Origin of the sequence: Mesorhizobium sp. WSM1293, from assembly GCF_000513875.1 — a bacterium.
Lineage (GTDB): Bacteria > Pseudomonadota > Alphaproteobacteria > Rhizobiales > Rhizobiaceae > Mesorhizobium > Mesorhizobium ciceri.
In genome coordinates, this window is record NZ_AZUV01000037.1 from 1 (window position 1) to 12,666 (window position 12,666).

Consider the following 12,666-nt stretch of genomic DNA (forward strand, 5'->3'; position numbering starts at 1 on the left):
TGCGAGGCGGTGACCATAGCGACCGAAGGCACGTCCAGTGCGAACTGGGCGAAATAGGCCATCGGCGACAACGCCAGTCCGATGTCCCTCACCCGAGCGCCTGCAGCCATCAAACCGGACACCAGCGCCAGCTTGATGCCAAGCGAATAGGAGCGGAAATCATGCCCGGTGACGATATCGGGACCGGCACCGACACGGCGGATCAGCGTGCCAAGCCCCATTCCGAGCGCCTGGACGCCGATCAGGTTAAGTTCGGGCGCGACCTGGCCAAACCACCAGCGCGCATCATATTCCCTAAACCCGGACGCCTTTATCAGCGCCGAGGTTTCAAACTCGAACGTGTTGGGCCGGGCTTCGTCAACGAAATTCAGCGACAAGACAGGACACTCCGAACGACACAAATGCGGTTGTCGAGGCGGTAGCTTACCGGAACCGTTCTTCCGGCCTATCTATCAGTTTGGTTGATCCCTTTCACGACATGGAAAGCCGGCGAGCATCGTTGTCGGGCTATTTCCGCGGTGCCCTGCAAGCCCTGATGCCCGCAAAGATCCGAATACCGCTGAATGTCGTGATGCCGCGATCTGATCGACGACCGTGCCGCGTTCCAACGTAGGCTGGATTGCGACCTCCAGGACCACCCATAAGGAGCGTTTCCTGGCGTTAATAAACCTTGTAATATTTTGTGATCGCCGCCATTCGAGTTCTCCACAGCCGCGTCCCATTGACCATCTGCGGTTGCTAGAATCCCCCAGGGGAATGCCTTAAGCAGCCGTGAGCAAGAAGCAAGTCTTCTGCTCTGACGAACGCACAGCTTTAAGCACGGGCGCAAAAATGCCGCTGTTTTTTTTTGATATCCGGGACGGCAAATCCCATTCTCCCGATACAGAGGGCACCCACTACGTTGGTGCGCTCGAGGCCCGGGTAGATGCGGTTAAAATGCTGGTCGCCATGGCACAGGACGAAGTTCAGGGCGGGTTACAAAGCAACCTTTCGGTGACTGTTTCTGACGAAAGTCGTCGGCCCGTTATGGAAGCAAATATCGATTGCAGCATAAAAGTCTTTTGACAAATTCCCGATAGCCCTGGACCTAGTTGGCTCCGTCGGGATGCAGCAAGCTTTGTGCAGCTGTCCTGGCCGCACTTGACTTACGGCAGCGGCTTCTGATCACTTTTATACCCCGAGACCACGTAAGCGGAGAAGGCCGCACGATGCTGCTGCACCTCCTCGATACAGCCACGCAAGCTTCGAATGCACATTGCCGGCAGCCCTTCTACTCGTTCGCAAGCGACCGCCGCGGTACTGTCGCACGCTCGATCGCGACGACCGTCCCTTATTCGACTTCGCTGCCGATATTGCACAGGACGGGGGCCTGGCACATCGCCAGGAACCTTTGCCACCGCGAAGCCAATTCGGCGGAACTGGATTACAGGACGTTGACGGTGGCGTGGCCCGGCGCCGGAACGCTTCGTTCCAAGGCGGCTACGCCGCGCCGAGCACGGGCTCTCGTGGCGCAAACAACTGCAAGTGCGATGAAGAAGAGGATGCCTGGATCAGCGCTGCCACCCGACACCGACATTGCAATTATGCTTGCAAGGGCAGCATTCCTGACGCTCGTCACGATTGCATCTGTCTCTGCATCCACCCGTTCCCGAACCGCGCCCAGGCCTCTGGTCACGACATAGAGCAGGGCCACTATCATCAGCGATCCAAACAGACCCAACTGCGACAGGACAGCGATCGGCCAACTCGATGCCCTTGAACTGCCGAAACCAACGCCCAGTCCGCTCGTATCGAGAAACGACTGCAGGCTCTTTACATTCCAATAAGTGCGCTCATGGCCTGACCCGGAATCCGCTTTGTTAATGATGGTGCTGTTGATCAGTCTGACGAACGGGTCCAACGCCTCGGCTTTGTAAAGACTAATGCCCAGTACGGCGGTCCCGCCCACCACCATGAGAGCTATTATCAGTATCTCTTCGCGCGCAACTTTTCCCCTGATGACCGACTGTAGCATGGACAACGCAACGGGGATGCATAGCAGTGTCAGCCCGACGTAAGCCGTCGATGAAGTCGACAGAATGGACAAGAAGAGCAGGATTCCGGCCAGCCATTTCGCAAGCGGTGATTTGGTCTTTCTCCAGTAGCTGTAGCAGAATGCCAGGCAGGCGAGAGAAACGCTGGCGAACGAAGAGGCCTCCGAAAAAGGCCCGGTGATCCGCACAAAGCCTGCCTCGACCGCGTTCGATATAATCGCGTAGTTGGCGGTTCTGATCGGGGCCAGAAAGTCTCCCGCCCCCGCGGTCTTGCCAATGAAATCGATCAGCCCCATTCCCGCGTGCAGGCCGCACCACAAAAAGAAGCCGCGCCTGATTTGATCGATCCGGTTGGAGTGCAGCAGCAGGGCGCAAAGTGCTATCGCGGCGAGGCCACCAAGAATAAAGTAGCCCGTCTGCGAAATGTTGGCTGAAACGGGCGCCAATGAATCTTCTACGACTGTTCCACGGTTCTTGGACTGCACGAATACGGTCGTCTGTCCCGCAAAGAACCTCGGAAACAGCCATGATCCGATGATTGCGTAAAGCATAAGGCTTGTAAGGACCCAGATCGACCCGATGCTTCCGAACACGAATCCAAGATCAAACCAGATACGCCGTCTCGCGGCGACGGCCGTGACGAGCAGGCCCGCGAATAAGGTGTAGATCAAGGGGGATGAGCCACCCAGAAAGCTCAGGGTCATCACGGCCGTCGCACCGAAAGCCTGGGAAGCGATCAAGCCTATGATCAGCATTCCCCTTGAATAGTACGCAACAAGCAAAATAGCCGCGCATACTAGCAGTCCCGGCAAAGACACCTGCATGCCGATCGAGTTCCCGGTGAGCGGATACAGCAAGCTGTCCGATGGCCAATCTTTCGGCAGGTGAGTATCCCCCGCAAGAGAGTCAAAGGGGGTAGCCTTCACCCGCGAAGGGAGGTAGCAGACGCGCTCGTCTCCATCGCCCTTGCCCTTGATGGTGAAGGCAGTGGCCGGCGCAAAATGCGATCCTGGGCTGAATGGCCGCATCTATGTCGGCACTAAGAAATGCGCGTGATGGACCGAAGGCTGGCAACGGGCGGGTTGTCTAGAATCCACCATAAGGAGGAGAGGCGATATGACACCCGCGATGTATATCGCATGTTCGGACCCAAGCAGGGTCAGGCAATTCAAGGAAATCTACGAGTGCGCCACTGTGAAAGCCAAGTACCCTGACAGCCATATTGCCAGCAAAGCCGTCGAAAGACTGATCGACGCGCTGGAAGCCGAGATCCAGAATGCCGGATCCGTTCTGGATATGTGTTTGCTGACGGAGGATGGTCCTCAGGTGGCCACCTCAGCCCGAGCCTTCGCAACGCGTATCTGTGTCGGCACAAGCGCGGCGCGGCCGCCCTGGCTTCGCGTTTCCCGGTAGGCGTCGGGATTTCGTGGCTCAAAAATTTACCGAAAATTAACTTATGTTAGCGCCCGCTTGTGAATAGCCCATAAGCTACTCACGCTGTTCTGGCTGGGAATGAGGAACAGCGGGTGCACCAGGTTGGACAATTCCAGCCAGGCTCTCAGAACGGGTGGGCATTACTATACTTTCTGAAGAAACTGACGAGTGAGGGGCTAATTGCCGCCTTAGGGCGGATTTTGTTGGGAAAAGGGTGGGTAAGAGTATGAGTTCCACAGTAGAACTGCATAAATACACTTCGGTAGAGCCGGCAGGAATTCCGTCCGGCGGAAAAGCAACGGTCCATGAACAAGTAGGCAGAGAATGCCTCCTCATCTTGGACGGAAGGGCGCTAGATCGCGAATGTCTGGCATCGGCCTTGGAAGACCACGAACTCGGCATGGCCGTCGAGGCCAAGGGTTCGATAGACGAATGGCGCGTGAAAGAGGGGATGATCCTTGCAGCCATTCTTTTCAACCTGGGCGGCCGGAAAGTCACCGACCATGGCATAGCGGATCAGATCAGGCGCATTTCGTCCGAGTTCAGGTCGGTGCCTGTGGTGATCTTGGCCGACACAGAAGACCTTGCACAGATACTGGCGGCTCTCGAATGTGGCGCACGTGGCTACATTCCGACCTCTGTCGGGATCGACGTCTGTGTCGAGGCGATCAATCTTGCGGTGGCAGGAGGCATTTTCGTTCCTGCAAGTAGTGTCCTGTCCATGCGGCACCTGATAGATTCAGGCAGCCTTGAAACACCTTTGACAGGCATGTTCACGCTCAGACAGGCTGAGGTCGCCCAGGCGCTCCGACGCGGCAAGGCGAACAAGATCATCGCCTATGAGCTGAACCTGAGAGAAAGCACCGTGAAGGTGCACATCCGCAACATCATGAAAAAGCTTAAGGCGACCAACCGGACGGAAGTCGCTTACAAGGTCAACGATCTCTTCGCTGAAGGATCTCTGGCTGTGGAGTGACGAAGCAAATGAGACGCTAACTTTGGTTAAATCGTGCGGACCGTTTTGCTCTCGCGTAGCGTCTGATCTGGGGGATGATTGCTGCACAATTGAGGGACCTCCGTCCCGCTGGACACCCGTGGTGGGCGCCCCGCATATAGCCAGCTCCCATATGTCCTGTTCCTAAAGACTAACCATTGCGAGGCGTCCAAAGCACGCCTGCCTCACTGTCCAGCAACCAGCCGGAAGTGACACTTCGTCAATGGCGAGGACCAGGTTGCTGCTCTCTCGTGGAACTGGTCGTGCCGTCCTGGGGGACCAATCCTTGCGACAGCGACCCCGGAGGGCTATCGCTACAATATTTTGACCTTCCTAAGCGTGAAGGCCTCCGCAAAGTGCTCGGGTGCCCGGCATTCCATTCCACGCAACCGCGCAAGCCCGGCGAATGTCTCCCGATCGAACCAGTCCTTTGAGCGCTGTGTCCCGAAGTGCTCGTGAAGGAGTTGGATCTTGCGTTCCAGCACGTGGGCTGCAATCGGCACATACGCATTGGGTTGGCAAAGATCGCCGTCCCATTTCGGAATCTCGTATTCGAGCACAAGGTGATCGCGGAAAACGTTCCAGGTCAGTTGGTTGACCTCCCTATGGTCCTGATGGGCGTCGAACCTGGCATGGGTTAATATCACGTCGGGATGAACCCTTGATCTTACGTCCATCAGCCAATGCTTTATCGATCGGCTGTGAACTGGGAAATAGCCGTCTTCAAAATCCGCAACGTCGATCGTGGACGAATGGGATCCTTCGAGGAAGGCTTCGGCCGAAGCCCTGGCTTCGGCCGACCGCTGGCCGCCGGCGCTTAAGACGCACCAGTAGACGTGAAGTTTGACCTCCGACGCGATCAGACTGAGGATTGTGCCTCCCGCGCCGATCTCAATGTCGTCGGAATGGGCCCCGACGCACAGAATCGAGAGTTCCTCGCCGCCACGCGCGAGACCAAGCCCCTTCATGATGCGGCCAACCCCATACTACGCCTATTCTTCTCGGCGGTGGCTATCATACTCCAGGGCATGTCGCCCTTTTCGACCATGTCTTCGAGGGATTGCCAATCGCGCAGCGTGTCCATTGAACGCCAGAAACCCTCGTGCTTGTACGCCATCAGCATGTTGTCATCGATCAGACGCTTGAACGGCTCGACAACGAGTTCCTCGCCGTCGCGCATGTAGTTGAAAATTTCCGGACGGAATATAAAGTAGCCGCCATTGATCCAGATCTCCGATGTCTCGGCCGCACGAAACTCGCGCACGCGGCCATCTTCCGCGATGTCGGCCAAATGGTAAGTCAGCGGCGCGTGCACTGCCAGAAAGCACCCGATCTTGCCGCTGGCCTCGAATTTTCCGATCATGTCGTCCAAGTCGACATCGGTCAGGCCGTCGGAATAGTTGGCCAGGAACATCTTCTCGTTCCTGACGTGATCCTGCGCAGCCCACAGGCGCTCTCCAATGCTGCGCCAAATACCGGTATCGAGCAGAGTGATGCTCCAGTCCTTGATTGTGTCGCCGAGGAGCTTGACGTCCTGGCCTCCTCGCGTAACCACGCAATCGGAAAACGTTTGCGGCCGGGTGTTCAAGAAAAAGTCTTTGATCACGTTGGCCTTGTAGCCCAGACACAACACGAACTCGTCATGCCCATAGTCACTATACCATTGCATGACATGGCGCAGGATCGGCTGGTGGCCGAGCGGTATCATCGGCTTTGGGATGCTTTCGGAATAGTCGCGAATGCGGGTCCCGCGACCGCCACAGAAAAGAATGACTTTCATTTCTCGTACTCCGACGGATCGATTACGGTCACGAAAGGAATCGGCACTACGAATTTCGCGTTCCAAGCGGCGACATGGCGCATCTGCTGAATGATCTCGTCCTTCAGATTCCACGGAAGGATGAGGATGTAGTCTGGCTTAGCCTCGTCGATTGCGTCGACGGGCTTGATCGGGATGTGCATTCCAGGTGTATAACGCCCGTGCTTGTACGGGTTGCGGTCCACTGTGAAATCCAGGAAGTCGGTGCCGATGGCGCAGTAGTTCAGCAGCGTGTTTCCCTTGCCAGGCGCGCCGTAACCGCAAATCGTCTTGCCCTCTTCCTTGGCCGAAATCAGGAATGCCAAGAGATCACGCTTCGCGCGCTGCGCCTTGTAGCCGAAAGAGGCGTAGGTCGACATCTCTCCAAGCCCATGCCTGGTTTCGCGCTCGAGCAATTGGGCGATGCTGTCCTTCCTCGGCCAGGCACTGCCTTCGTGGCAGAGATAGACCCGCAGCGACCCACCGTGGGTGGGAAGTTCCTCGACATCGATCAGCCGCAGCCCGTGACGGGCCGCCATCAGGTCGACCGTCAACAGTGAGAAATACGAAAAATGCTCGTGGTAGATGGTGTCGAACTGGTTCTCCGCCATCAGCCGCTCGATGTGTGGGAATTCGAGAGTGACCATGCCCTCCGGTTTGAGCAGGATCGCCACCCCGGCGACGAAGTCATTGAGGTCTGGCACCTGCGCCAGGACGTTGTTGCCAATGATGAGGTCCGCGCGAAGTCCTTCGCCCACCATTTGATTTGCCAGCCGGACGCCGAAGAAGTCGACCCAGGTGGCCACCCCCTTCTCGATCGCGGCGCGCGCGACATTGGCTGCCGGCTCGACGCCCAACACAGGAACGCCGAGTGGCAGAAAATGCTGCAGCAAGTAACCGTCATTACTTGCGAGTTCCACCGCAAGGCTGTCAGGGCCAAGCCCAAGGCGTCCTGTGATCGTCTCGCAATAAAGTTTCGAATGAGCCACCCAGCTGGTCGAGAACGAAGAGAAGTAGGCGTATTCGCTGAAGATGGTCTCTGGGCTCATATACTCCTTGAGCTGCACCAGATAGCACGTGTCGCAGACAAGCACGTTGAGCGGGTAGTAAGGTTCCATCTGGTCGAGCTGGTCGGGCTGCAGGAACCTCTCGCACGGCGGCGACATGCCAAGATCGACCAGGGTGTGGCGCAGGCGCGACCCGCAGAGCCTGCAGCCGACATTCCGGCTTGCCGCACTATGATCGCGGACGATTTCGACTGCCTGAATGTTCATTCCCCCTGCTCCTGTCTGCTGGTTTGAAAACGGAGACGCGGCGCGCTACGCAGAACCGATGCCTGCCGCGCCTCCGCAGGCAGATGGCCACAGGTTAGGATACAGCCCCCCCTGGTTCGATTTGCCAATCCGTCGGGTGCCTTAATCCTAATAGCGAGCGGGCGGCGGCAATGCCGGCGCGAGGCCCGCCGAACGGGTAAAGCCGTCATCCGGATATACCCCTATCGAAGAGGCCACCTAAGGCTTAGGTAGCCCTTCCAGCGTCGGCTGGCGACGCTGACAATTGCCGCGCCGGTCTTGCTCGGCACGGGGGATCCAAGTGCATGCTGTTTACCGAAACGGAGCTTCAAGGTGTCTGGCTGATCGAGCCTACACTGATGGTTGACGACCGTGGTTTTTTCACCCGTCTTTTCTGCGAAAAGGAGATGGCGGATTGCGGTCTGGCGACCCGATTTGTCCAGCACAGCCGGTCCTGTTCGGTCCAAAAGGGAACTCTCAGGGGGCTACACTACCAAGAGGAGCCTTACGCCGAGGTCAAGCTGGTCTCCTGTGTCCGCGGCGCTATTTTTGATGTCGTCGTGGACCTGCGCCCGAATTCACCGACACGCTACAAGTGGCTTGGCTTCGAGCTGACATCCGAGAACATGAAGCAGGTCTATATCCCCGCCGGATTCGCGCACGGCCTGCAGACCCTTACGGACGGCACCGAGGTCTCTTATCTCATATCGCAGTTCTATGCGCCCCACGCGTCGACGGGCGTCCTCTACAATGACCCGGCCTTTTCGATCCGTTGGCCATTGATGCCGACAGCAATGTCGGAAAGGGACAAGTCCTGGCCCCTTGTCAGACGGCGAACCGGCGCGTCGGCCTCATGAGGCTGCTGCCAAAAGACCATGTTCCGATAACAGTCTGGCGGCGGCGGCGAGTTCCTTGAACGGCAGGTTCGAACGCTCCGCCATGCTCAGAAGCGAATGCTGCCCGTCGGCAAGGTTTAGCACCCAAAGCAGCGACATCGACGTTGCGCCCGACGACTTCTGCCCTCCCAGGGCTGCATAGAGGCCGCGCTTGCCGAGTTGCGGTTCGCCTTTAGGCAAGAGGTTCAACGGCGTCCAGTCCTCTTCGATGATGTCGATTACGTCCGTCAGGATGCGGAAGGAATCCTCGAGATGCTCCGGCCTGATGAAGTCAAGATTGTCGGCCGACGTGTGGTATTCGGGGAATGTGCCGTGGACGCTCCGCTGGAACATGCCGACCGGAAGATCGAAGCCCGGCGAGCAATATTGCCTCTCGTCATAACCGTAAGGGGAGAAATCCAGCATCTTTGCCCCAGCTAGACGCCCGAGCACGTGTGCCATGGCGCGATCGACGAGCGCGTCACCGCGGCGGCTGCGCTTGTATGCCGGGCTTCCTGCGTCACCAACGCATGACAGCACCAGACCATGGTCGATGAGACATGTCCGGTCCTCGTTGCGCGACAGCCACGCGAGCGCGCCGATGGTGCCCGGGGCGAACAGGAAGCGATAGCTGTATCGTGTTTCCCTTGCCTTCAGGCTTCTTGCGAGCGCTGCCAGCAGGGCCAGGCCCGAACAGTTGTCGTTGGCGAGTGAGGGATGGCAAATGTGCGCCGAAAGCAGGAATTCCCGTTCTGTTTGCCCGCGGTGCAGGTATTCTCCGTAGGCGAGGCTGCCGTCTTTGAATTCGGCATCGATCTCCACCCGATAGAGACCGTCGGGCATGTTGGCCACACGGTCATGGGCTGCGCAGAAGCCCCATGTCGGGGTGTAATAGGAAGTGCGGTAGGGAATCACCTTCGGTTGTTCCGGCAGCGTATGGATATGCGGCCTCAATTCTTCGAGCGGCAGTATCCCCTTGAAGGGTAAGCTGTAGTTGACGATGTGCAGGTTGGAGTCAGCGAAATCCACGACCGTTTGTCCGTCCGGGCCTGTGATGCTTGCCGAGCGGATGTTCCATTCCTTGGGAATGGTCCAATCGAAAACCTGCGTCCCGGTCGGCACTTCATGCCGTTCCAAATCGATGTGCCCCGACAAGACGTCCAGCGTTTGTCGCACACCATCTCCGGTGATGCTCCTGCAGATCGGAAACAGACGTTCGGCCAAGGCATAGATTTCATGGCCGAGGCTGACGGACGCTGGCGGCGAGCCGAGTCCGCCGGGATTCACCTGTTCCACACCGCTTATCCCGCCGCTACCTCCAGTCTTTTCGAGGCTTCGGCCACCCGCATCCGACCGTCCAGAAGTCCGTTGGCCAAAAGATACCGGATGTGGCCGATACGCTGGAAGCGCGGCCCCTCGAATTCGTCGAGAGTGACATTCGACTTTCGGTAGGCATGATAGAGCTGCTCGGCCCCTTTGCGCGCATCCCATTGCGGCTTGAAGGCAGGAAGGGCAAGCGCGATCTTGTCGAAGTTAACGCGATAGGAGCGCTTGTCGGGTCCGGCATCGGACGCGAACTCAAGCCGGCAGCCCGGCACGACCTCGGCGACAATCTCGGCGATGTCGCGGATCCTGTAGTTGTGGTCCGTCTGCCCCACATTGAAGGCCTCGTTGTGAATGGTCTCGCGGGGCGCTTCCAGCCCGGCAATGAACGCCCTGGATATGTCCTCGATATGGACGATCGGCCGCCACGGCGTTCCATCGGATTTCAGCAGGATGACGCCCTTGGTGACCGCCCAGGCCACGAGATTGTTCAGCACGATGTCGAAGCGGAGCCGGGGAGAGAGGCCATAGGCCGTGGCGGGACGGAAATAGGTGGGAGAGAAGCTGCTGTCGGCCAGTTCAGAAATGTCCCGTTCCGAAAGCACCTTGGACCAGCCGTAGGGCGTGACCGGCTTCAGTTCGCCCGTTTCGTCCACCATCCCGTCGCCGGCCTGTCCGTAATTGCTGCATGATGAGGCGAACAGGAAGCGCGACACGCCGGCGTCCTTGGCCGCCTTCGCGAAGCGGACGCTGCCCTTGTGGTTGATTTCGTAAGTGATGTCCGGATCAAGGTCGGACAGCGGATCATTGGAAAGAGCCGCCAGGTGGATGACGGCATCGACCCCTTCGAGGTCGCGCGCATCTACGTCCCTGACGTCTTTTTGGATTGAAGCAATTGAAGCCCGCTGGCCCCCTGCTGTAAAGGTGCAGCGCCGGTAGAGATCGCTGTCATAGCCCGTCACTGAGTGCCCTGCACGCAACAGCATCGGCACCATCACCGAGCCGATATAGCCTTGATGGCCGGTTACCATGACTTTCATCGCGCACCTCTCAAGCCGATAGTGATCGCCAGAAGGCTACTTGGGCTGAAAACAGTGAGGGAGAACGCCAATAGGCGATCAGGATGCCCTGTTGGACGAAGCCTTTGCCGCCAGTGCACCTTTCGGGTGGTCCGAGCCTAATCCTTTCGGAGGATTTCTTCTGATCACCGTCGCTGATGCTTCCATCGGCCTCGTCATCAGCATTCCCGATCCGAGACTCAATTAGCGCTTGTTGGTTCGATTTCAGCCAGGCCCCGCGACCGCGGATGTTTCGCGCATCGCGGCGTGTCCGGTGTTGAACTCCGCCGACGTGGCGATTCCGAAGGCCACGGCCTCACGCGTCATTGAGCCTTGACGCAGTTGATAGGTATAGGTTTCAAGCCCGTTGCCGTCCGCGGACCGGTTCAGAAGCAACAGATATAGAAACCCGACATAGGCGCGGTCTGTCAGGCCGATCGTGGCATATCTGGTTTCGAATTCGTGCGAGCGCATCATTTCCATGATCATGTCGGGGAGTTTGGTCGCTCCGTCTTCAAGTGCCGCCGACCACTGATTGACGCTGGCCGTGTCGCCCTTGCGGCCAAGAATGAGGCAGTAGACGAAACTTGCCTGCCGCGCCGGTAGGGACTGGTCCGCAGCCGCGGCCTCGGGGTCGCAGTCCCGATGGGGCTTGGGTATCGGCAGGGGGCCGCGGGTGAAGTCCCGTACCGTTTTGTAGGCAGGCTTAGGCTCGCCGGTCCGCCATTTGCCATCTGAGAGAGCCACGAGCCTCACCAATCCCATATTGGCTTCGAAGCCGGGGGCCCAGTAGGCCTCATCGAGCAGTTCGTAGATGTGCGCGGCCTCCACCTTATATTTGTCCTTGAGTTCGCTAAGCCGCGTCATCGTCTGCTTGATGCCGTCAGCCTGCTGGCGCTCGCTGCGCTGACTTCCATAAGGATTGTTGAATTCGGTGACCCAGATCGGCTTGCCGTATCTCGAGATTTCACGGAACGCCCATTCCGGGTCATCGCCGTACATGTGCCACACAGAAATATCCCAGGCGATCCCGTCCTGCTTCATCCGCACGAACGCTCCGGTGTGGCCCCAACCGGCGGTGCCCATCGCCTTCCTTATGCTCGGATCGACCTCTGTCATGCCGTCGGACAGGCCCTTCAAGACAGCGCTCACCTTTACCCATCGCGGGCCGTAGTAATCGAGCGGTCCTGTTCCGCCCGCAGGTCCCCATGCACATGGATATTGCGAACCATCGTCGCGTTTCTCACAGGGCTTGATGATGGCATAGTTTTCCATCTCGTTGCCGAGTTCCCAAACACGGATGTCGTTCTTGAACCTGGTAGCAAGGGTGACCGCCAGTTTCCGGGTGCTCGCGTAGAGCTCTTCCGGACTATCCTTGTCCAGATCGGCGACCGCAGGCGTGATGACGGGCAGGATCTCGATCCCTCTCGCCTTCCCGGCGTCGACGAGGTTGGAGAGCATATCCGCGTTGTCCACGCCTGAAACGTTGACGCGGTACGATTTCAGGCCGAGATCCTTGATGAAGTCGAGTTGCCTTTCCACCGGAATGCCCGGATAGGAGACTATTGGATGGCCATTGATGCCCCAGAGGAAATCGGCTGATGCAGGCGCGGCTGTTGCCAGCAGGCAGGCTGCAACGATTGCGAGACGAAACGACACGGCAACAAGCCTCCCTGCCCGATTTCGAGATCCGGGATAGTGGGGACTGCACACACTTCGCGCAATTTGCCCATACGGTTGAGCGCGGGCTCTCGTTACCCCTTTAGACGGTGGTCATGGCACAGCCTATTTGGACTGGCCTCCACCCGACCGCACCTAACCCTTACCAGCCCGCCCAAATGCCTCGGAGACCGTTCGGG

General features: G+C 58.3%; 11 protein-coding genes and 1 pseudogene. 4 read left to right on the forward strand and 8 right to left on the reverse strand.

The features are described from left to right. Window positions 1-377: pseudogene (locus M729_RS01000000136080) on the reverse strand (phosphomannomutase/phosphoglucomutase); the annotation flags it as partial. A gap of 394 nt (window positions 378-771) precedes the next feature. Between M729_RS01000000136080 and M729_RS0128830 the strand changes: the two are divergent. Beyond that, the gene (locus tag M729_RS0128830; protein ID WP_127218776.1) at window positions 772-1,065 is read left to right on the forward strand and encodes a hypothetical protein; all 294 of its coding nucleotides are present in this window, start codon (window positions 772-774) and stop codon (window positions 1,063-1,065) included. A 358-nt stretch (window positions 1,066-1,423) separates the two neighbouring features. Here M729_RS0128830 and M729_RS0128835 read toward each other — a convergent pair whose 3' ends face one another. Beyond that, complete coding sequence (locus tag M729_RS0128835; RefSeq protein ID WP_245267658.1) at window positions 1,424-3,061, reverse strand: hypothetical protein; 1,638 nt, start codon at window positions 3,059-3,061, stop codon at window positions 1,424-1,426. A 632-nt stretch (window positions 3,062-3,693) separates the two neighbouring features. On the opposite strand from M729_RS0128835, the gene M729_RS0128845 reads away from it, so the two are divergent. After that, complete coding sequence (locus M729_RS0128845) at window positions 3,694-4,443, forward strand: response regulator transcription factor (RefSeq protein WP_024505400.1); 750 nt, start codon at window positions 3,694-3,696, stop codon at window positions 4,441-4,443. 332 nt (window positions 4,444-4,775) lie between these two features. On the opposite strand, the gene M729_RS0128850 is transcribed toward M729_RS0128845, so the two are convergent. Genes M729_RS0128850 through M729_RS0128860 form a run of 3 tightly spaced genes read right to left on the reverse strand, consistent with a single transcriptional unit; the run spans window position 4,776 to window position 7,533 of the window. After that, window positions 4,776-5,429: a PIG-L deacetylase family protein gene (locus M729_RS0128850; protein ID WP_024505401.1), complete on the reverse strand. Its 654-nt coding sequence runs from the start codon at window positions 5,427-5,429 to the stop codon at window positions 4,776-4,778. Further along, window positions 5,426-6,241, reverse strand: a complete 816-nt coding sequence (locus tag M729_RS0128855) for a sugar phosphate nucleotidyltransferase (protein ID WP_027163611.1) — start codon at window positions 6,239-6,241, stop codon at window positions 5,426-5,428. The genes M729_RS0128850 and M729_RS0128855 overlap by 4 nt, the downstream gene beginning before the upstream one ends. Then, window positions 6,238-7,533, reverse strand: coding sequence for a class I SAM-dependent methyltransferase (locus tag M729_RS0128860; RefSeq protein ID WP_027163612.1), 1,296 nt, complete (start codon window positions 7,531-7,533; stop codon window positions 6,238-6,240). Before M729_RS0128860 ends, M729_RS0128855 begins: the two co-directional genes overlap by 4 nt. Window positions 7,534-7,856: 323 nt before the next feature. Here M729_RS0128860 and rfbC point away from each other — a divergent pair, with 323 nt between their 5' ends. Further along, a complete protein-coding gene (gene rfbC / locus M729_RS0128865) occupies window positions 7,857-8,408 on the forward strand; it encodes a dTDP-4-dehydrorhamnose 3,5-epimerase (protein WP_024505404.1) in 552 nt (183 codons plus the stop codon). On the opposite strand, the gene M729_RS0128870 is transcribed toward rfbC, so the two are convergent. Beyond that, window positions 8,403-9,713 carry a DUF4910 domain-containing protein gene (locus tag M729_RS0128870; protein ID WP_050580536.1) on the reverse strand — a complete coding sequence of 437 codons (1,311 nt, stop codon included), beginning with the start codon at window positions 9,711-9,713 and terminating at the stop codon, window positions 8,403-8,405. The genes rfbC and M729_RS0128870 overlap by 6 nt on opposite strands. A 14-nt stretch (window positions 9,714-9,727) precedes the next feature. Next, a complete protein-coding gene (locus M729_RS0128875; protein WP_024505406.1) occupies window positions 9,728-10,789 on the reverse strand; it encodes an NAD(P)-dependent oxidoreductase in 1,062 nt (353 codons plus the stop codon). A gap of 91 nt (window positions 10,790-10,880) precedes the next feature. Here M729_RS0128875 and M729_RS1000000139780 point away from each other — a divergent pair, with 91 nt between their 5' ends. After that, a complete protein-coding gene (locus M729_RS1000000139780) occupies window positions 10,881-11,015 on the forward strand; it encodes a hypothetical protein (protein ID WP_280940201.1) in 135 nt (44 codons plus the stop codon). Between the two features lie 17 nt (window positions 11,016-11,032). Here M729_RS1000000139780 and M729_RS0128885 read toward each other — a convergent pair whose 3' ends face one another. After that, entirely contained in the window at window positions 11,033-12,466 is a 1,434-nt protein-coding gene (locus M729_RS0128885) for a DUF4214 domain-containing protein (protein ID WP_024505407.1), read from the reverse strand. Between the last annotated feature and the right edge of the window lie 200 nt (window positions 12,467-12,666).